Genomic DNA, 21,916 nt, shown 5'->3' with positions numbered 1-21,916 from the left:
CTATGCGCTCCGGTCGAGCGCGCGCGACCAGTCGGCGATGAGGTCGGCGGCCTCTTCGAGGCCGGTCGAGATACGGACCCAGAACTCGTCCGCCGGCTGCCGCGCGAACAGCCGCGGCGGCGGCTCGAGGATCGGCAAGACCAGGCTCTCGGCGCCGCCCCAGCCGAAGCCGAGCCGGCTGAGCACGAGGCGGTTGATGGCGGCGATCACGTCGTCGCGGGCCTCGGTCGTGAAGGCGACGGTCAACAGCCCGGCGGCGCCTCTGCAGTCGCGGCGCCATAGCTCGTGGCCGGGCGCACCCGGCAGCGCCGGGCATAGCACGCGGCGCACGTCGGCGCGGCCCGAAAACCAGCGGCCGAGCTCGATCGTGGTTCGCAGCTGCCGCTCGCCGCGCAGCGGCAGGCTGCGGAGCCCGCGCAGCGCGAGATACGATTCCAGCGCGCCGGGCACGTGGCCGAGCTGCACCGCGATATCCTTAAGCCGCGCGGCATGGCGATGCGACGTGACGAGCGCGCCGAGCATCAGGTCGGCATGGCCCGCCGCCTGCTTGCCGAGCGACACCACGACGACGTCGACGCCATGATCGAACGGCCGGAAGGCGCCGAACGCGCCCCAGCTGTTGTCGAGGATGGTGACGACGCCCCGCGCCCGCGCCGCAGCCGCGATGGCCGGGACGTCCTGCATCTCCAGCGACAGCGAGCCCGGCGACTCCATGTAGACCGCGCAGCTGTCCGGGCGGAGCAGCCGGGCGATATCGGCCCCGATCGCCGGATCGTAGAATTCGATCTCGACGCCGAGGCCGCGCAGCACGGTCTCGCAGAACCGGCGGGTGCTCGAGGCGACGGTGTCGACGACCAGGAGATGCTGGCCGGACCGGGCAAAGGCGAGCAGGGCGGTCGTGACCGCGGCGCTGCCGCTGGAAACCAGGATGGCGCGCTCGCCGAGCTCGAGCTGGGCCACCGCCGTTTCGATCCGGCTGACCGCGGGGGTGCCCATGCCGCCATAGAAGAACACGTCGAACGGATTGGCCTCGGCCTCGTGCAGGCTCTCGACATTGTCGAAGAACACCGTCGAGGCGGGCTGGATGGCGGGCTGCGGCGTCTGCCGTTCGCTGGTTGCCTGCACGACGCGGGTGGTCAGATGGAGCGGCGTTTCGCAGGGCCGGTCCGGAGCGCCCGCCGCAATTCGCGACAGGCTCAGTCTGATGGCGTTGTTGTCAGTCACGGCCGGTGCCCTCCGGAGCGAGCATGTCGATCAGCGCGTCGAGTTCGTCTTCGGACAGACCGTCGAGGGCATCCTCGGACGGCGCCGGCATGTCAGCGGTCGCGGGAGGCTCGGCCGATGGCGCGTCGGCCCGCAATGTTTCGAGATGGGCCGCGATCAGCCGTGGTGTCGGATGATCGAAAATGACGGTGGCCGGCAGACGGATGCCCGTTCGGGCCTGCAGGCGGTTGCGCAGGTCGAGGCCGCTCAGCGAATCCAGACCCAGTTCGGCGAGCCGCCGGTCGGGATCGATGCCGTCGCCGGAGTCACGTCCAAGCGATCTGGCGAGATCGGCCAACACCCCCGCGAGCAGCGTCTCGTCCGCATGGCTGGGCTCAGCGGCATCGATCCGGGACTGCCGTCGATCGCGGCTGCCGCGCAGCTCGTCGAACGCGGGAGCTGTTCCGCGCCGCTCCAGGAAGCGGTCGAGATCGAGCGGCACGACGCCGACTTGCGCGGGATTGGCCTCGAGGATGCGAAACAGCGCGTCGAGCCCCTGTGCCGTCCGGATCGCGCCGATGCCGAGGCGCTGCAGATTGGCTTGGTGGTCCAGACCGGCCACGACACCCGTCTCGGACCAGGCTCCCCAATTGATGCTGATCGCTGCCAGTCCGCGCGCGCGGCGATGCGCAGCCAACGCATCGAGCCAGGCATTGGCCGCGGCATGGCTAGCCTGTCCCGCCGAGCCGAGCAGCGACGCGGCCGACGAGAACAGCACGAAGCAGGCGAGATCGGTCTGTGGAAACAGACGATGCAGCACCAGCGCGCCCGTCACCTTTGGATCGAACGCGCGGGCCAGCCGCTCCGCGGACTGCTCGCTCAGCAAGGCATCGTCGAGCACGCCGGCGGCATGAAAGACGCTGTGGATGGGGACGTCGCGGGGCAGCTTCGAGAGGGCGGCGCGCATGTCCGCTTCGTTGGCGACATCAGCGGACAGCGCGTGGATCTCCACGCCCGCGACACTCCATTGCGCGAGACGCTTGCGGATGGTTTCGTCGGGCCCACGCCGCCCGACCAGCGCGAGCTTGCGCGCGCCTTTGGCGACGAGCGCCTCGGCGAGCGCCAATCCAAGACCACCATAGCCGCCGGTGATCAGCTGGATGCCGTCGAGGGCGAGAGCAGGCGGCGGATCGTCGGCCCGCTCCGGCGCGGCCGGTGCGATCCGTGCCACCAGACGGCGGCCGTTGCGGACAGCCTGCAGCGTTTCAGCCTCGCTGCTCTCGAGCACCGCGAGGAGATCGGCAGTAGTCGTGCCGGCGTCGATATCGATCAGGCGGGCGGAGAGATTTGGTAGCTCGAGTGCGGCCACTTTCATCAGGCCCGGCAGAGCCGATGCGGCGAGGCCGTCGACGGGATCGCCCGGCGTCGTGGCGATTGCGCCTTGCGTCAGGATGCTCACGCGCGCCGGCGAGGACAGCGATGCTGCGACCTGCAGTGTCGCGAGGCCGCGAGCGGTGGTGTTGAGAACCGCCGTGCGCATCGCCTCGACGGCGACGCCGGTTGTGCCGGCCGCATCCAGTGCCGTGCAATCGACGATGTGAAGGCGGCCCTTCGCTGCGTTTACGCGGCGGGAAAGCTCGGATCGGCGCGTCAGGCTGCACGGCGCACCGGTGTCAGACAGCAACTGCGCCAGCCGCGCGGCCTCTCCGCCCTCATCGGCGATGAGCAGCCATTCACTGTCGATGTTGCGGCCAGCACGCGCGAGGATGGCAGTCTGGCCGAACGGCTCTGCGCCAAGCAGCGGCGAGATTTCGCCGAAGCCATGCCGCGCGAGCATCCGCGTCCAGCCGGGGATGTCGAGCAGGGCGTGCCCCGTCTTGCGCCGGTCGTCGTCGAAGCGCCACCAGCCCTCGGTCATGCCGAAGGTCAGATCGAGCCAGCGTTGCGGCGTCACCGCCTCGACCAGCACCAGCAATCCGCCCGGTGCCAGCAACTGACGTGCGTGGGCGAGCGTCGCCGAGAGGTCACGCGTCGCATGCAGGACGTTGGCAGCGATGACGATATCAAAGCTTCCCAGAGTCACGCCCTGGCTGGCCGGATCGGCCTCGATGTCGAGCCGCTGTGTCTCGATGCGGTCGCCGAAGCGCTCGCGCGCGTTGGTGAGAAATGTTGTGCCGACGTCAGTGAAGACGTAGCGCGTCGTGTCACCCGGCAGGGCGTCGAGCACGGCGGCCGTGGTCGCGCCTGTGCCAGCGCCGATCTCGATCGCGTGGATCGGGCCGGGGCCGGCTCGCTCCACCCAGTCCGTCAGCGCCTGCTTCACCAGCGTGTTCAAGCAACGTGTTGGCAACGGCTCCGAATACAGTTCGGCGAGCAGGCGCGGATCGCCGGCGGGCGAGAGCAGTTCGAGCGGATTGAGCTTGCCGGTGAGCACCTCGGGCAGCCGAGGGCCGCAGCGCGACAACAGGCGCCACTCGGCGGCGATCGAATGGTCGGGCAGATCGGCGGGTGGAACCGGCGGCAGCGGCCGCTCGAGCCGGTCGGCGTAGCCGGTCGATGTCGCGGTCACGAGGCCGGCTTGCGCCAGCATCGAGAGCATGCGCGCGAACAGGGCTCGCTGGTGCTGCGCAATGCCGAAACGCGACGCGATCGTCTCGAGGGAGCCGTCGAGTCCGAGATGACGGCGCCAGCCGAGGGCATGCAGCGCATGGGCCGCGTAACACAGGCTGACGTCATCGAGCACGCGCTGGCCTTCGCGATAGGCGGCATAGGGCTGCGCCGCGGAGAGCCGCGCGCCTTCTTCTCCGGTCCTTGCCGCGAGTTCGCGAATGCCGGGCCGATGCAGCCGTCGTTCGCGCCATTGCTCGGCGATGAACCAGGCATCGGGCGCGGCATCGGCGGACGTGAGCCAGTCGGGCAACATCGCGCGCGCTTCGAAGCCTTCGATTGCGAGCCGCGTGGTGCCGTCGTCCGACAGCAGGCGCAGATCCGTTGTCACGCTCTCGGCGTCACGGTGTGTCAGCCGCATGTGCCACCAGCCGCTCGCCAACTCCGGACGTTCAGTCCAGCGCACGCTGGCGCAGCGCACCGGCACGATCGGCGCGCGATAGGCGTCGCCGAGCGCCGCGAGCAGCAGTTGGAAGCCGGCATCGATCAGCCCGGGATGCAGCGGTCCGGCTTCGTCTGCGATGACGCCTTCGGGCGGCGCGCAGTGCGCCAGGGCCTCGTCAGGACCGCGCCAGACCTGCTGCAGCCACCGGAAGCGAGGACCAAGCGCGATCCCGAACCGTCGCGCGTGTTCATAAAGCGCGGTGACGTCGACGACCTCACGACACGAGCCGCGGAGCGCCGCGAGCGCGCTCGTCGGCAGCGCTGTCTCCGGTCGATCGAGTTCGGCCGTCAGGCAGCGGCGCCATGTGGACGAGCCCATGGCGCGGCTCATCAGTGTCAGCTGACCGCGATCCTGGTCGCCGTCGTGGATGGCGATCTCGCCTTCTACTTCGGCGCCGCGCCCGAGCGTGAGCGGCTGCGGCAACCTGACATCGCGCAGGCCACCGGCGTTACAGCGTTCGGCCGCATCGCAGGCGGCTGCGATCCAGACGGCGCCGGCGACGACGAGCGTGCCCTGCACCTCGTGATCGGCGAGCAGCGGCCGCAGCGGCGCACCGAGCCGGAACTGAAACAGCGTCGCATCGAGCGCCGCCGAGCGCATGGGCGCGCCGAACAGAGAACGCGGCGTGCCGCTTGCGAGATCGAACCAATAGCGCTGTCGCTGGAACGCCGTCGTCGCGACCTCACGCTTGCGCCAGCTCTTCGCAGGCCAGAGCAGCGTCCAATCGACGGGGCGGCCGGCAAGATACGCGGCAGCCGCGGCGCGACGGTCGCAGGTCTGCTCGGGATCGCCGCTGGCATGCCGAACGACGGCAGATCTGAGCTCCGGAGCGGCTTCATCCCGCGCGAACGCGCGCAGACGCGACGCAAATTCGCGTGGCGTGGCAGCCGTCACCGCGAGGCGATGCGCGAATGCACCGCGGCAGGTCGCGGCTGTCGCACAATAGTTGTTGAGTTCGCCCGCTGGCAGCGCCTCGATCAGATCGGCGTGACGGTCCGCCTGAGCGCGCAACGCCGCGGCAGATTTGGCGGAGATCACCAGCAGCTCTTCGTTGCGCGGCGCACTTGCCTCCGGCGCATCAGCCGGCACGGGCGTCTCGATCACGAGATGCGCATTGGTGCCGGAGAAGCCGAACGCGCTGACGGCGGCGACGCGCCGGCCGGCCGGCAGCGGTGCCGGCTCGCGCGGAACGGCGAGCTGATAATGGTGCCAATCGATGTTCGGGTTGGGCACCTCGAAATGCAGATGCGGTGGCACCACGCCATGCTGCAGACTGAGCAGGGTCTTGATCAGGCCGGCGACGCCAGCTGCGGCTTCGAGGTGTCCGAAGTTGGTTTTCAGCGAGCCGACCAGCAACGGGGTGGCGCGTTCGGTGGCATAGACGCGGCCGATGGCGCGCAGCTCGATCGGATCGCCGAGCGGCGTGCCGGTGCCGTGCGCCTCGACATAGGCGACATCGGAAGCGGCGAGGCCGGCGCGGCCGAGCGCCTCGCGCATGACGGCTTCCTGCGCCGCGCCGCTCGGCACGGTCAGGCCGCCGCTGGCGCCGTCCTGATTGACGGCGCTGCCCCTGATGATCCCGAGGATGGTGTCGCCGTCGGCTTCGGCGTCGGCAAGACGCTTCAGCACCACGACGCCGCAGCCCTCGCCGCGCACATAGCCGTCGGCACCGGCATCGAATGTGCGGCAGCGGCCGCGCGGCGACAGCATCTGCGCCTTGGAGAAGGCGATGCTCGGGATCGGACTGAGGATCAGTCCGACGCCGCCCGCCAGAGCGAGGTTGCACTCGTTCTGCTGCAGACTGCGGCAGGCCTGGTGGATCGCGACCAGCGACGAGGAGCACGCGGTATCGATGGTCATGCTCGGACCGGTGAGGCCGAGCACGTAGGACAATCTACCGGCGGCGACGCTGAGCACCGTGCCGCTGACATGATAAGGACCGACGCGATCGCGGTCCTCGGCCTGCAGTGTCGCGTAGTCGAACGTGCCGAGGCCCATGAACACGCCCGCCGGGCTGCCATAGAGCGCGGTCGGATCCTGGTTGGCGCGCTCCAGCGCCTCCCAGCTGACTTCGAGCAGCATGCGCTGCTGCGGATCCATCGCATGGGCTTCGCGCGGCGCGATGTTGAAGAAGTCGGCATCGAAGCGATCGATGCCGTCGCAGAACGCGCCGTGGCGCGCGGTCATGTGCCTCGGCGCGGCGGGATCCGGGTCGACGAGACGATCATTGTCCCAGCGATCCCGAGGCGTCTCCGTCACGGCGTCGTGCCCGCGCGCGAGACTGTCCCACAATTCTGCCGGCGTCTCGGCGCCGGGCAGGCGGCAGGCCATGCCGACGATCGCGACCGGCGCCGGTGTCTTGAGCCGCGCGATCTCCGCCTCCAGGCGGCGGATCGTCAGCAGCGCCTGCTTGATCAAGGACGGGTCTTTGGGCTCGGGAGTGCTCATGGCGCTTGCTGTGTCAGGCCTGATAGGCCAGGCGTCGGCCGAAGCGGCGCACGGCCTCGTTGAACGCCTCGCGCTTCTGCCAGATGCGCTGCCGCCAGGCGGGGCCGGCGGGCGGGCGGCGATAGAACGCGCATAGCGCACCATCGAGAAAATCCTCGGCGGTGATCACCGGCTCCGCCGGCGGGTGCTCGCCGGGCAGCAGCGTGCTGCGATAGCATTCGCCGGCGAGAACGCGCATCTGCCGGTACTTCTCGCGCGCGCTCGCTGCCGGTTCGTTGGCTGCAGCCCGCAGCCGTCGCGCCGCCGCCTTGCAGGCATCCGCGCGGCGCGGGTCCAGCGTGCCGGCCACGATGTTCTGGATGTGGCAATCGCGGTGCACGCTGCCGATCAGAGCGACTGCGTCGGGATCAGTCACGCCGCCGAAGCGGAAGCTCACCGACATCGCGGCATCGACATAGCCGACATGATGCCACCAGAACGCCGGCATCAGGATCGTCTGTCCCGTCTCGACCACGATTTCGACGCCGCCGGCATAGGCGATCAGCGCCGCGCGCTCGGCATCGTTCATCGCGTTCACCGCAATAGTCGAGAAGATGTCGATGGGAAACAGCTTGAAGCCGGACTCCGGGGGAAACAGCACGATGCGCTTGCGGCCGAACACCTGGTGCAGCAGGACGTCACGGCCGTCCCAGTCGGTGTGGAGATCCGACGCATTGCCGGCATTCGCGACGAACATCAGGGAATGCGCCTCGCTCGCACCGCGCTGCGCCAGCGGATTGCCGTAGCCGCCATGCACTTTCTCGATGCCGATCGCGCTGAGATCACAGCTCTCCAGGATTCGTTGCGGCGTCGGCTGCTCGCTGGTGAGCGCGCGCGTCGTGGGCTCGCGCGCGATCAAATCGAGATAGTCGCGCAGCAGGCCCGGCTTCTTGTTGATGGCGATCGGCGCGCTGCTGCCCTGCACGAAGTTGCGGATGTTGGACAGGTGGGCATCGATGTAGTTGACGCCGATCATGACCTGAAGATCGCCCAGGGCGTCGCGCACCTTCTGGGCATCGGTCAGCTCGCCGAGCAGACGTCCCTTGAACAGCCCGGTGATGACCGCTGGCTGGCGGCGCGCCAGCAGCTCGTCGCGGCGCGCCGGAAGATCCGCGGCATCATAGGTGGCGATGACCGGCTGGTCGGGATGAGGTGATGTCATTGCAGTCGCTCCAATTCCTGACGCAGCAGCCGTTCGGCCTCTTCCTCCGAGAGGTCGTCGATCTCGGTCGTGCTGACGATCTGAGTGATGCCAGTGGCGGGCGGCGTAGCGGGATCAGCAAACAGGCCGGTGAGATGATCGAGCAGGGCCTCGATGGTCGGGTAGTCGAACAACAGGGTCGCGTGCAGCTGATGACCAAGCCGCTCGCCAAGATCTTCGCGCAGCTCGAGCGCCGCCAATGAATCCAGGCCGAGATCGAACAATCGCGTCCGCGGCGTGATCGTGTCGACGTCGGCAAGACCGAGAACCTGTCCGAGCAGCTCGCGCAGGTGGCGTTCGATCGCAGCACGGCTCCGATCGGTTGGCGGCGCGGCTGCAGCCGTCGCCGCGGCCGGATATGGTGTCCTGGCAGGCGCTCTGATGGATACGGGCGTGGTCTCGCCGGTCAGCATGCGGCGGCTCGCGGTGCGGAAGACGAAGCCGGTTGCGACGAGGAGCGGCGCCTGGCCGACGGTCAGTTGCACGCTGGCCGCTGGAGAGTTTCCCGTCGCGGTCGTGCCGTCGTCTCGCCAGGCGGTGCACGAAAATTGTCCTTCGATGGGCTGCGGCCAGAGCCGAAGCTGATCGATGCGGAAGGGCAGATGAGCCAGGTCGGCGTCGCGCCGGTCCCAGAACCGGCTGAGCAGCTGGAACGCGCTGTCGAGCAGCCCGGGGTGAATAGCGGCATCGGCAACATCGACCAGGGGAGCCGGACGCCGAAGCTCGGCGGTCAGCTCGCGACCATCGCAGCGGATCGCATCGGCCCATTGAAACGACGGCCCGAGATCGAAGCCCTGCGCGATGAGATCGTCATAGAACTCGCTTCCATCGAGCGCCTCGGCGTTCAATGCCGAGCGGCCATGCTCGACCGGAAGGCTTGCGGCGGCGGCGTGCTGCTCGGCGCGGCCGGTGACGTGGGTCGTCCAGCCATCATCATCGAACGGATCGGAATCGGCGCGACGGCTCATCAGGCGGATGCGGTGCATGCCGGGGCCGGCGGGCGTCAGCACGAGCTGCATCACGATGCCCTGCGGCGGCAGATGCGCCGCCTGAACCAGCGTCACGTCGCGCAGCGTCAGAGGACCGGCAGTGGAGAGCGTTCGCAAGGCCGTGAAGATCATCGCGAGATGCCACGCGGCGGGGACGATGATCTCGCCGAACACGCGGTGCTCGACGAGGAACGGATCGCGCCCGGCGATCTCGGTTTCGAACCGCAGCTCGCCCTGCGCCTGCGGCAACGCGAGCCTGCGGCCGATCACGTGACTGCGGCTTGGTGCCGGCGCTGCCGCTTCGGCGGATGACGGCAGGCGGATCGGGCGGCGGTTGAACGGCGTGGTGGGCAGCCGGACGCGTGGTGCCGCGGGTTGGCTGGCGGCGAGATCAGTCGGCAATCCATCGACGGTGAGCGCGGCCAGCGCGTGGCGCATCTGCCTGGTATCGGCGATCCCCGGCGCCACGCTCGGCAGCCACAGAATGTCAGCATCGGGCAGGGTCTGATGTCCCAGTCCGATCAGGACCGGTTGCGGGCCGATCTCGATGACGGCGGTGACGTCGCGCTCAGTGAGCTGCCGGATGCTCTCCTCGAAGCGCACCTGCTCGCGCGTATGCCGGCACCAGCGATCGGGATTGGAGATCTCGTCGGCACTGACGACACGGCCAGTCAGATTGCCGATCAGCTCGATGCTCGGCGGCGCGAAGCGGACGTTCGATACGGCGTCTCGCAGCGCGGGCAGGATCGGCTCCATCGCCTGGGAATGGAAGGCGTGGGAGACGTCGAGACGCTGTGCGGCGATGCCATCGCGTCCGCAGCGCGCGACGACATCGTCGATCGCCCGTGACGGCCCCGCGATGGTGACGCTGCGCGGCGCGTTCGTCGCGGTGATCTCGACCTCGCCGCCATAGCGTTGCACGAGCGGCGCGATCCGCGCCGCATCCGTTCGCACCGCTGCCATTGCGCCGCCCTCGGGCAGCGACTGCATCAGCGCTGCGCGACGGCAGACCAGCCGCAGCCCGTCATCGGGGCTGAAGGCGCCGGCGACACAGGCTGCGGTGTATTCGCCGAGGCTGTGGCCGAGCACGATGTCCGGCACCACGCCCCAGGCGCGCCATTGCTCGGCCAAGGCAAGGCCGAAGGCGAACAGCGCCGGCTGCGCCCAGCCGGTGCGGCGGAGCTGTGCGGGATCGATGTCGCCGAGCAGAAGATCCCGAAGCGGCACGTCGAACTCGCGCGCGGCCAGCGTGATCGAGCGTTCGATGCTGTCGCGGAACACCGGCTCGGAGCCGTGCAGCGCGCGCGCCATTGCCGGACGCTGCGCGCCCTGGCCGGTGAAGAGGAAGGCCACGGCGCCATCGCGCCGGCGTGTCGACTCTCCCCGAAGCACCGCGGGATGCGTGGCGCCGGACGCGATCGCCGCAAGCGCAGCGCGTGCCTCGTCGGCTCGATCCGCGATGACGGCGAGGCGATGTCGCAGCGGCGTCCTTTGCCGAAGGGCGCTCGAACAGATCGCGGCAAACTCGGTGTCGCTGGTGTGCTGGAGCCGCTCGCGCATCGCGTGGGCGAGTGCCGTCAGGGCGTGCGGGCTCTGCGCCGACAGCAGCAGCGTGGAGGGATGCGCCGACGACCTGTTGTCGGCCGGCGGCTTGCGATCGGCGCGCTCGACGATCACATGCGCATTGGTGCCGCTCATGCCGAACGAACTGATGCCCGCGAAGCGCAGCTCCTGCTGCGGGTGATCGAGACGCGACGCCAGCGTGAACGGCAGCGCGCCCCAGGGAATATCGGGGTTTGGCGTGCCGACGCCCGGCTGCGGCGGCACCTGTTGATGGTCCAGGATCAGCAGCGTCTTCAGCACGCCGGCGAGGCCGGCCGCGGCTTCGAGATGGCCGATGCTGCTCTTGACCGATCCAAGCGGAAGATGCGCCGTGCGCCGCGGCGTGTCGAAGACGGCGGCCAGAGACTCCAGCTCGATCGGATCGCCGAGCCGCGTGCCGGTGCCGTGGGCTTCGACATAGCCGACCGCCTCGGACGGGACGTCGGCCGCGGCGAGCGCGTCGCGAATGACCTGTTCCTGCGCGATCGCATTGGGCACGGTGAGGCCGCTCGCCGGTCCGTCGTGATTGACGGCCGTGCCGCGCACCAGCCCGAGCACGTCATCGTCGCCCGCATCCTCCAGCCGGCGCAGGACCAGCACGACGCAGCCTTCGCCGCGGCCGAAGCCGTCGGCATCGGCTGAAAACACCTTGCTGCGTCCGTCCGGCGCGAGCACGCCGGTGCGCGACAGGAACAACGTGACCTGCGGCGTGAGATGCAGATGCACGCCGGCGACCAGCGCGAGGTCGCATTCGCGGTTCTCCAGGCTTTGGCAGGCGAGATGCAGCGCCACCAGCGACGAGGAGCAGGCGGTGTCGAGCGACAGGCTCGGTCCGTTCAGTCCGAGCTCGTGTGAGAGCCGTCCCGACGCGAAGCAGAGCAGGGCGCCCGTGCCGGAATAGGGACCGATGCGCGCAGGGTCTGCGCCATACAGTTCGCGCGGCGCGTATTGCGGCTGGCCGATGCCGACGAACACGCCGGTGCGGCTGCCGCGCAGCGAGCCGACGGGAACACCGGCATTCTCGACGGCCTCCCACGCGACCTCCAGCAGCAGGCGTTGCTGCGGATCGAGCGACGCGGCCTCCCGCGGGTTGATGTTGAAGAACTCCGGATCGAAGCCGTCGACATCGTCGAGAAAGGCGCCGCGCCGGACATAGGTGCGGCCAGCCGCGCGGCGGTCAGTGTCGAAGAGGGCTTCATTGTCCCAGCGGCCCGGAGGCAACTCGCCGATCGCATCGCGGCCGGTGCTGAGCAGGTCCCAATAGGCATCGATATCGGCGATGCCGCCCGGCAGGCGGCAGCCGGCGCCGATGATGGCGATGGGCGCGCGTCGTCTCGTCATGCGCGCGCCCCGGTGCGTCCTGACGGCTGTTCGAACAGCGCGGCGTCGAGGAAGGTCGCGAGCTGTTCGACCGAGCCGTGCCTGAACAAGGTGGTCTGCTCGATGCGATGTCCGAGCGACGCACGGATGCGGTTGCGCAGGTCGAGCGTGGCGAGCGAGTCCATGCCGAGGGCGAAGAAGCCGCGGGTGCGGTCGATGTCGGCAGCGCCGGCAAAGCCGAGCACGGCGGCGACCAGGCCGGCGAGATGATCAGCCAGCGCCGCGCGACGGCGGCGGGCCGGCAGGCGCGCAAGCTCGCTGCGCAACTGATTGTCCGTTGCAGGCTCCGAGCGGACCACGCGCAGCGGCACAGCTCCCGCGGCTGTCGTTGCCTTTGGCGCGACGAGCGCATCGATCAGGGCCGGCGGAGTGCTGGCGCAGGCCCGGGTGAACTGCGTCCAGTCGGCGTCCAGCACGGCGGCTTGAGGAAGGTCCGTTCGGATGAGCTGACCGAGCACAGCGAGACAGGCCTCGGCCGGCATCTCGCGCAGGCCTTGTCGGGTCCATTCCCGCTGTGTCGCCCGCTCGCCGGCGCCCACCATGCCGGCGCCGGACCAAGGGCCCCAATTGATGCTGAGCGCCGGCAGTCCCGCCGCGCGCCTGACATGCGCGAGTGCATCCAGCCCGGCATTGGCGGCGACATAGCCCGCGAGACCCGGTGCGCCGAACAGCCCGAAGGCCGACGAGAACAGCACGAAATGATCGAGCGGCAGATGGCGGGTGGCCTCGTGCAGATGCCAGGCGCCGTCGAGCTTGGCCGCTAGCACGTCTTTGATCCGATCCCAGGTCTGTGTCTCGATCAGACCGTCATCATGGCTTCCGGCGGTGTGGAAGACACCGCCAAGCGGCGGCATCACGCCGCGGCATCCCTCGAGCAGCGCGGCGACGTCGCTGCGCTGGCCAAGATCCGTCGAGCGCAGCATCACCGTGACGTTTCGCCCGCGCAGCTCATCGGCAAGGGCGCGTGCCGCTGTCTCGGCCGAGCGGCTCGCGATGACGACATGGGTGGCGCCGTGGGCGGCGAGCCAGCGCCCCAACGCGGCGCCGAGCGCGCCGCCGCCCGCGATGAGCTGGGTCTTGCCGGCGAACCGGTGCGGCCGCGTCGCTGCCGCCGGCTGAAACAGCCGCAGCCTCGGCACGCGGGCGGAGCCGTCGCGCCAGGCCATGCGCCATTCGGCGGACACGCTGTCCGAGAGATCGGCGATCAGCCAGTCGGCGAAGGCGGCATCGCGCAGGGCTGACGTGTCGATATCGATCAGTCGGGCGCCGAGCCAGGTCTGCTCGCGGCCGAGCACCAAGGGAAGTCCCTGCAGCGCGGCGATCGCCGCGTCGGTCGGCTCATCCGCGCGCGTCGCCATCGCGCCGCGGCTGAGTGCGAACAGCCGCCTGGGCGGATGTGCGAGCTGCGTCAGTTGCTGTAACGAGGCGAGCACGCGCGGCGCCAAAGTTGCCAGTCTCTCTGTCGGCGCCGTGCTCGCATCGGATGAAGTGGACAACGCACGCAAATCGACCACCGCGTCGATGCCTTCATCGAGCTGGCTGATCCCGTCGGCATCATCGGCAACGATATGGCTGACAATGCCGCGGCTGCCGAGCAGCGCGGCGAGCGATTGCGCCTGTTCGCCCTGGTCAGCGAGTAGCAGCCAAGGACGTGCGGTCGAAGCAGCCGCGCGGAGCGGGAGCTTGCGGTGCGGCGCGTCGATCCAGTCGATCACGTGAATGGTTCGCGCCTCTGGCCGAGGCGCGGCCGCGGCGCGGACGAAGGTCATGCCGCTGATGCGGGCAATGGTTGCGCCGTCGGCGGCGTAACACATCAGATCCAACACCGCGGCACGTCCGCCGGGTGCGACGTTGCGCAGCTTCGCGTGCGACCACGCGAGCCCCGCGATGTCGCCGAGCAGATCGATGCGTTCGCAGCCGGCCGGGATACCGCAAGGGATGGTCTCGGGCAGCGCGGCTTGTGCCACCAGCAGCGCCCCGTCCAGCCGGATGGCGTTCGCAAGCGCTGACGGAACTTCGCCTGCACCGATGTGCCCAATGGCTTCACCGGGGCCGCCGCGGAGGGACGTGAGACACGTGATCCCGACACCAGGTTCGCATCCCTCGGCCTGCAAGCGTGCGATGAGTTGATCGATGGTCATGCCTGCCGTCAGCGCATGCTGAAGCGCGTTTGGCTCGGTGATCGCGGCGTCATCTCTCTCAGCCACGAGATCACTCAGTTCGGCTTCGGCATGAACCGTCCAACTCGCGTCGGCGCCGCGGCTTGCGATCCGCGCACGGCGCGTTCCCTGCTCATACGGAAGCAGCAGCGTCTGCACGTCGACGGCATGATCAGGGAGCGGCAGCGGCTGGCGGAATGCGATCGACGACAGTCGCAGCGGCGCGAGGCTGATCGGGCAGGTCCCGCCGGGACCGCTGCCATGCGTCTCGATCATCATCGCCAGCATCGCCGCCGCTGATAACGTCGGTGTCTCGCCGAGACGATGCGTCTCCAGCGCCGGCCAGCGGCCGCCGCCGAGCGTGGTGGCGTGCACCGTTCCGTCCAGCGCCAGCGGCATCATTGGCCCGATCAGGCTCGACGGCGCGGCCGGCGGTGCGCCCAAAGTCACCGCCACCTGCGCCTCCGCGGCCGGAGCCGCGTCGATCCAGTAGCGCTTGCGTTCGAACGGCGTGGTCGGCAGTGCGATGCGTCGCGACGGACGACATTCGAGCGTGCGCCAATTGATGCCGGCACCGCGCACGAACAAGTCGCCGGCTGCGCGCGACAAGGTCTGCCATGCGGGCTCCGTCGGCACCAGGCTCGGCAGCAGCGCGACGGTGCTATCGGTCAGGCAGTCGCGAGCGACGCCGGTGAGCACCGGGCGTGGTCCGATCTCGAGGAAGACATTGGCGCCGAGCGCGGCGGCCGTCGCGATGCCCTGACGGAAGCGGACGGGCTGGCGCACATGGCGCACCCAATAGAAGGGGTCGGTCAGTTCGTCGTCGATCAGTTCTCCGGTGACGTTGGAGACGACGCGGATGCGGGGCGGCCGCGGATGGAGCTTGCGGCAGGTCTCGCCGAACGGCGCCAGCATGCTCTCCATCAGCGGCGAATGACCCGCGCGCGAGACATGCAGCCGGTGAACCTCGATGCCCTCGCGCGCGAAATCGGCGAGCGCGGCATCGACCGCATCGGGAGCGCCCGAGATGACGCAGTTCTGCGGGCTGTTATAGGCGGCGATCACGATGGTCCGCCCGGCGATGCGGCGCTCGACAAAGGCGGCGTCGGCGAACACGACGGCCATCGCGCCGTCTGGCGTCGCCTGCATCAGCCGTCCGCGCATTGCGACGAGTTCGACGGCCTCGCGGAGATCGAGCACGCCGGCGATGCAGGCCGCGGTGACCTCGCCGAGGCTGTGACCCATCACCACCGACGGCGTGATGCCGGCATCGATCCACAGCCGCGCCAGCGCGTATTGGAACGAAAACAGCGCCGGCTGGGCATAGCTCATCTGCTCGATGACGACCGGCTGGCCAGCCGCCGGGTTCATGATCTCCAGCAGCGGCCTGTCGAGGAGCGGCGCGAACAGCTCGGCGCATTCGTCCAACGCGGCTGCAAAGCCGGGGTGGATGCTGGCGAGCTCCTCGGCCATGCCCGGATATTGCGAGCCTTGTCCCGTGAACAGGAAGGCGACGACAGGCGGCGTGGTGGCGTTGCCGCTGATCACGTCCGCGTAGGGCTCGCCGGCGAGATGACTGCTCAGCTCGCGCTGCCAGTCGGCCGGCCCCGCGCCGACGATGGCAAGGCGGTGCGGCTGCGCGGTGCGGCCCGTCGCGGCTGTGGCCGCGATGTCGTCGGGAGCCTGCGTGTCGCCGCTCGTTGCGAAGTAATCGAGATAGCGCTGCCCGAGCGCCCGAAGCGCCGCAGGCGAGCGCGCCGAGAGCACCAGCAGATGCTGCTGCCGCGGATCGTCGGGGCGCTCGTCCAGGTCCGGCGCTTCCGCGAGCACGACGTGCGCATTGGTGCCGGAGAAGCCGAACGAGCTGATGCCGGCGCGGCGGCGCTGTCCGTCGCGCCGCTCCCAGGGCTGCAACTGCGTCGGAATCCGCGCCGGGATCGCCGCGAGATCGAGCAGCGGGTTGATGGCGCCGAGATGCAGCTGCGGCGGGATCGCACTGTTGCGGAGCGCAAGCACGGTCTTCATCAAGCCGGCGAGGCCGGCCGCCGCTTCGGCGTGTCCGATATTGCTCTTCACCGAGCCGATCAGCAGCGGCCGCGCGCGGCCGCCATGCACGGCGGCCAGGGCGTTGAACTCGATGGGATCGCCGAGCGGCGTGCCCGTGCCGTGCGCCTCGACATAGTCGACGTCCCCGGCGGCAACGCCGGCATCATCGAGCGCGCGGCGGATGACGGCCTGTTGCGCCAGCCCGTTCGGCGCGGTGAGGCCGTTGCTCGGACCGTCATTGTTGACCGCGCTGCCTTCGATCACGGCCAGCACCGGATCGCCATCGGCAAGCGCGTCATCCAGCCGCTTGAGTGCGATCACCGCGCAGCCTTCGCTGCGAACGTAGCCATTGGCCTCGGCCGAGAACGGCTTGCAGTGCCCGTCAGGCGCCAGCATGCCGGCTTGCGAGAAGGCGATGCTGAGCTCGGGGCTGAGGATCAGGTTGACGGCGCCGGCCAACGCCATCCGGCAGTCGCCGGCGCGCAGCGCCTTGGCGGCGAGATGCACGGCGACGAGGCCGGCCGAGCAGGCGGTGTCCACCGAGAGCGCCGCGCCCTGCAGGCCGAGCGTGTAGGCGATCCGGCCCGATGCGATCGATCCGGAATTGCCCGTGCCATAGTGACCGTCGAGCCGCCCGGCGCCGCCGGCGATCCGCTCATAGTCGTGGCCGAACAGGCCGACGACGACCTGGGTGTCGGAGCCGGCGAGACCGGCCGGATCGATGCCGGCGCGTTCGAGCGCCTCCCAGCTGCATTCGAGCAGCAGGCGCTGCTGCGGATCCATCGCCGCCGCCTCGCGTGGCGACAGGCCGAAGAAGCCGGGATCGAACTGGTCGACATCCGCGACGAAGCCGCCGCGCCGCGTCGTGATGCGTCCGGGACCGCCGGCGGGATCGTACAGCGCATCGGCATTCCAGCGCGACTCCGGCACGTCGGTGATCCCGTCGCGTCCTTCACTGAGCAGCGTCCAGAATTCGTCGGGCGTGGTGACGTTGCCGGGAAAGCGGCAGGCCATGCCGATGATGGCAACCGGTGTCGACGTCGTCTGCCCGGGATGGACGGCTGATGTCGCCACGGTGCGAGGCGGCGCCGCCTTCGGCTTTGGCGATGATGAAGGCGGCGCGATCAAGCCTTCGACGATCTTCTCCGGCGTGGGATGACGGAAGAAGAAGGTAGCGTCGATCGAGGTGCCGAGCGCCCGGTTCAGCCCGGCTCGTAGGCTGTGGAGGTCCAGCGAGTCCAGCCCCATCGCATGCAGCGTGCGTCCTGGCGCAAAGCCCGCGGCGCGAGATGGTCCGAGCACATCGCGCAGCGTGGCCGCGACGATCTCCGGCACGTCGCGCGCGTTGATATCAAGCTTGACGGCGCCGTCGCCGGTGATCGCATCCAGTCGGCCGGCGTCATAGGCGATCAGCACGCCGGCCTCGCCACCTGCCATGTAGCCGGGGAATGCTCCTGGCAGCACATCGAGGATGCGGGCGCCGCGCGCGGCATGGAAGCGCAGGATGGTATCGACCGGCAGGCCATTGGCATCGCGGCGGGCGACATAGGCGGCGACGTCGTTCTCGCCCGATGCTGAGAAATCGCGGCAGAGCGTCACGCCGACGATGGTCGTGATGCCGGCGGCGCGGGCCAGCCGCAACGCCAATTGCACCAGGGCTTCGCCGATGCCCGTCTGGGCGTGGGCGGGATCGACGCAGACGCCGAGCAGTTGCGCCACCATCCCATCCGGCGCGTGCAGCGTTTCGAACTGATGAGCCGGCAGGCTGCGCAGCGCCTGCGCGCCCGTGATGCGCTGTCCGTAGATCGCGCCAATGATCCGCTCCCCGCGTAGCACCACGATCTGATCGTCAGGCGCATTCTGGATGCGGCTCAGCAGCCGCTCGGGCGGGCTGCGCAGCGGCGCGGGCCAACAGACCGAGTCCAGCGCGGCGAGACCTTCCAGATCGGTTGGGAGGGCGGCGCGAACCAGGATTTCGGCCTGATCGTCGCCGGTGTCGACGGCAAACCAGATCGGCACGCCGTCGCTGGTCTGCAATGGTGCCGGAATGCGCTGCTCGGTCACGGCGCGCTGCAGACGCCGGATGAGCGCCGCCTCCAGCGTGACATGCGACGGGGAGGGCGAAAGCTGGACGGTCATGACTGATCCACGCTTTGCGCGACGCGCGCCGCAAACGGTCCGCGCATCAGCCCGTCATGATCGCATTCGAGTTCGATCAGCTCGAACGCGCCGGCGATCAGTGCACGCCATCCGGGTGGCGCAGCCGGATTGCCGCGCTGACGGGCGTGGAAGAACGTGGCATCGCCGATGTACGGCGCGAGCTGATAGCCGGCGAGCAGCCGGCCGCAGCGGACATAGGACTGCACGATCTCCTCGACCTGGGCGGCTGTGACGTCAGGTGGAAACTCGCCGCTGCGGCTCAGCACGTCGGCCGCCTTGGCGTAGTCGAGCGCCGTCCCGTCGCTGTTCTGGCCTGCGAGGTCGGCGATGATCTCGGCCGTGCTCACCTCCCATCCGCCTTCGGGCTCGACCGGCGCGTCGAGCAGCAGAAGCGATGCCACGGTCTCTCCCGCCGCGAACAGCTGGCGGGCGATCTCGAACGCGACCACACCGCCATAGGACCAGCCGAGCAGATGATACGGGCCGTGCGGCTGAACCCGGCGGATCTCCTGGAGATAGCTGCGAGATTGATCGACCAGGCTCGCCGGTGCAGCGCCGTCTCGCCCTGTGACATCCTGCAGGCCATAGACCGGCCGTGCGATCGACAGGCGCGAGACGATCTCGAGATAGCAGAACACCGTGCCCGTGGCCGGGTGGATGCAGAACAGCGGCGGCGCTTCGCCCGCTGCGCGCAGCGTCACCAGGGCCTTCGCGGGCTGCGCTGGCGCGGTGCTGCGCAGCAGCCGCGCCATGCCCTCGATGGTCGGATCCGCCGCGATGTCCGCGGCGCGAAGCTTGAGGCCGAACTCGCTGCGGCAACGCGCGATCAGTTGAATGAGGATCAGCGAGTCCCCGCCGATCTCGAACAGGCTGGTGGTCACGCCGATCGGCGCCGTGCGCAGCAGCTCCTGCCAGATCGACTGCAGCGTGAATTCGATGGCGTCACGCGGCGCGATGATCCGGGTGTCGGTCTCTGATCCCCCGATGGCAGCCAGCGCCTGCCGGTCGATCTTTCCGGCCGGGTTGAGCGGCAGGCGGTCGAGCCGGATGAACTGGGCCGGCACCATGTAAGCCGGCAGATGTTCGGCGAGGTGGCGGCGCAGTTCGGTCGGCGTTGCGTCGGCGCCGTTCTTGGCCGACCACCAGCACACCAGGCGCTGGTCGCCGCTGGTGTTGTCGAGGCCGATGGCGGCGGCGTCGACCGCCTCGTGCCGGCGCAGAACCTCCTCGATCTCGCCCGGCTCGATGCGGAAGCCGCGCAGCTTGATCTGGGCGTCGGCGCGGCCGAGGAAGTCGAGGTTGCCGTCAGGCAGCCAGCGGACTCGATCACCGGTGCGATACAGCCGCTCGCCGGGCGTGCCCCAGGGATCGGCGATGAAGCGCTCCGCCGTCAGGCCTGGACGGTCGAGATAGCCGCGCGCCAGGCCGCGACCGGCCACATAGAGTTCGCCGGCCACACCGATCGGCACGGGATCGAGCCTGTCATCGAGAACGTGGCAGCGCAGCTCGAGGATGGGACGGCCGATCGGCGGCGGACGGTCGCCACTCAGCGGCGCGCTGATCGAGGCGCACACTGTGGTTTCTGTCGGACCATAGCCGTTGATGAAGGTCCGGCCGGGCGCCCACAGCCGGGCGGTCTCAGCCGGGCAGGCTTCGCCGGCAACGACCAGCACGCGGCAGCCGTCGAGATCGCTTGGAGCCATCACGCTGAGCGCACTGTGCGGCAGCGTGGCGTGGCTGACGGCATGACGCCGGACGAGGCTTGCGAGCGCATCTCCGGGCAGCAGATCCTCGGATGAACCGACGACGAGGGCGGCGCCGCTGCCGAGCGCCATGCAGATCTCCCACACCGAGGCGTCAAAATTCGGCGAGGCGAATTGCAGCACGCGATCGTCCGGTCCCGCGCCGAACACGGCGCGCTGCGCACGAACCAGGTTCGCGGCGCCGCGATGCGCGATCATCACGCCCTTCGGCCGTCCGGTCGAGCCGGACGTGTAGATCACATAAGCGAGGTCGTCGGGCCTGATCGCCGGCCGCGGATGGCGCGGCGCGCCGCCGGGCCCCGCCGCAAGATCGTCCATGCCGATGCGCCGGACCGAGGGAGGCAGCCATGCTGCCGCGCTGTCGGTCAGCACACGCTGCAGCTTGCTGTCAGCAACGATGAACGCCAGGCGGTCGCGCGGGTAGGCGGGATCGAGCGGCACATAGGCGAGCCCGGCCTTCAGCGCCGCCAGCGCCGCGATGACGAAGCGGGCGCGGTCGGTGCAGGCGATGCCGACGAACTCGCCGGAGCGCGCCCCGTCATCGTGCATCCGGCCGGCCAGACGGTCGGCCGCCTCGTGCAGCTGCCGATAAGTCACGCGGCCGAAATCGCCGATCAAAGCGGGCGCGTCGGCGTGCTCGCGCGCCGTCTGCTCCAGCAGGTCCGCCAGCGTCTCGTCGGCAACCGCAGTCGGCGCCGCGGTCGCGTTCCAGGTGGCGATCTGCTGCAGGTCCTTCGCGTCGGCGCCGAGCAGGCGCTGCAGCGGCGCGTCGCGGTCGGCTGTCACGAGGCGATCGATGATGTCCACAAGGCCGTCGGCCAGCCGCGCCATATCGTCAGCGGCGAACCGCCCGGCATCGTAGCTGAAGGCGAGTTCGTAGACGTCTCCCGGCATGACCGCCACGGCCAGCGGATAATGCGTATGCTGGTCCACCGGCAGCACGTGGATGGAGAGATCGTCGACCGTCCCGTCGATCGCGGCGGCGGGCAGGTTCTCGAACACCATCAAGGTTTCGAACAGCTCGCGATCCGGCCGTCCGGTCCAGCGGATGATGTCGGCAAGGCCCGCATCCGCATGGCCCATGCGCTCGGCGTGTCCGGCCTGGATCTGCGCCAGCCACTCGGCCGTACGGGCCTCCGCCGCCAGTCTGATCCGTGCAGGCACGGTATTGATCAGCAGCCCCGCCATGCGCGCGATGCCCTCGATCTCCGGTGGCCGCAGCGCAATGGTCGTGCCGAACACGACGTCGGCGGATGAGGTCAGGCGCGAGAGCATGACGGCCCAGGCGGCCTGCAGCAGCGTGTTGGCGCTGACCCGGTCCTGACGCGCCGCGCGTCGCAGCGCCGCTGTCCGGTCCCGGTCGATCGTTCGCTTCAGCGTGCGCTGGCCACGGCCCTGCGGCGGCGTCGGCAGCGACAGGCGCGCCATCGGCGCTGTGTCCGCCAGATGCTGGTGCCAGAACCGCGCGCTCTGCTCGCGGTCCTGTTGGGCGAGCCAACGAACGAAGTCGCTGAACGGCGCGCGGGGCGGCAGGATGTCGGTGCGGCCCGCCGTGAGCGCCGCGCGCGCGGCGAACAGGTCTTCCAAGACCAGCGACAGCGACCAGCCGTCGAGCAGCACGTGATGATTGCTCAGCACCAAAGCGTGACGGTCCGGCGCCAGCCGGAGCAGCATCACGCGCAGCAGATTGCCTCCGTCGAACCGGAACGGTGTCTGCAGATCATCGGCGAGCACATGACGCAGCGCCTGCTCGGGCTCGTCATGTGCGCTGAGATCACGCGTCTCCCAGGGAGCATCGACCTGATTCCGGATCA

Annotated in this window: 6 protein-coding genes (1 of these 6 only partly in view); all 6 read right to left on the bottom strand. The window is 69.5% G+C overall.

The genetic code is table 11. The annotated features are described in order from the left end of the window. Tightly spaced (at most 13 nt apart), the 6 genes in view from ACQR1L_RS07600 to ACQR1L_RS07575 form a layout consistent with a single transcriptional unit that may run on beyond the window. Window positions 1-1,224 (bottom strand): trans-sulfuration enzyme family protein, encoded by a 1,224-nt coding sequence (locus tag ACQR1L_RS07600; protein WP_434857335.1) that lies wholly within the window; start codon window positions 1,222-1,224, stop codon window positions 1-3. Beyond that, complete coding sequence (locus ACQR1L_RS07595; protein ID WP_434857334.1) at window positions 1,217-6,763, bottom strand: type I polyketide synthase; 5,547 nt, start codon at window positions 6,761-6,763, stop codon at window positions 1,217-1,219. Before ACQR1L_RS07595 ends, ACQR1L_RS07600 begins: the two co-directional genes overlap by 8 nt. Window positions 6,764-6,776: 13 nt before the next feature. Next, window positions 6,777-7,964 carry a cupin-like domain-containing protein gene (locus ACQR1L_RS07590; protein WP_434857333.1) on the bottom strand — a complete coding sequence of 396 codons (1,188 nt, stop codon included), beginning with the start codon at window positions 7,962-7,964 and terminating at the stop codon, window positions 6,777-6,779. Continuing rightward, entirely contained in the window at window positions 7,961-11,935 is a 3,975-nt protein-coding gene (locus ACQR1L_RS07585) for a type I polyketide synthase (protein ID WP_434857332.1), read from the bottom strand. Before ACQR1L_RS07585 ends, ACQR1L_RS07590 begins: the two co-directional genes overlap by 4 nt. Beyond that, complete coding sequence (locus ACQR1L_RS07580; protein WP_434857331.1) at window positions 11,932-18,318, bottom strand: SDR family NAD(P)-dependent oxidoreductase; 6,387 nt, start codon at window positions 18,316-18,318, stop codon at window positions 11,932-11,934. The genes ACQR1L_RS07585 and ACQR1L_RS07580 overlap by 4 nt, the downstream gene beginning before the upstream one ends. Next, a protein-coding gene (locus tag ACQR1L_RS07575) for an amino acid adenylation domain-containing protein (protein WP_434857330.1) crosses the window boundary here: on the bottom strand, window positions 18,315-21,916 show its end. The gene runs 14,284 nt beyond the window's last position; only the last 3,602 of its 17,886 coding nucleotides appear in the window; its start codon lies off the right edge, out of view — the gene reads right to left on this strand; the stop codon is at window positions 18,315-18,317. Before ACQR1L_RS07575 ends, ACQR1L_RS07580 begins: the two co-directional genes overlap by 4 nt.

The sequence above is a fragment of the Bradyrhizobium sp. HKCCYLR20261 genome, from assembly GCF_051168435.1.
GTDB lineage: Bacteria > Pseudomonadota > Alphaproteobacteria > Rhizobiales > Xanthobacteraceae > Bradyrhizobium.
This window is presented reverse-complemented; position numbering and strand designations above follow the sequence as displayed.

Excerpts from the sequence above, each read along its gene's own strand:
- ACQR1L_RS07595 (WP_434857334.1), bottom strand. The coding sequence starts at position 6,763 with ATGAGCACTCCCGAGCCCAAAGACCCGTCCTTGATCAAGCAGGCGCTG.
- ACQR1L_RS07590 (WP_434857333.1), bottom strand. The coding sequence starts at position 7,964 with ATGACATCACCTCATCCCGACCAGCCGGTCATCGCCACCTATGATGCC.
- ACQR1L_RS07585 (WP_434857332.1), bottom strand. The coding sequence starts at position 11,935 with ATGACGAGACGACGCGCGCCCATCGCCATCATCGGCGCCGGCTGCCGC.
- ACQR1L_RS07580 (WP_434857331.1), bottom strand. The coding sequence starts at position 18,318 with ATGACCGTCCAGCTTTCGCCCTCCCCGTCGCATGTCACGCTGGAGGCG.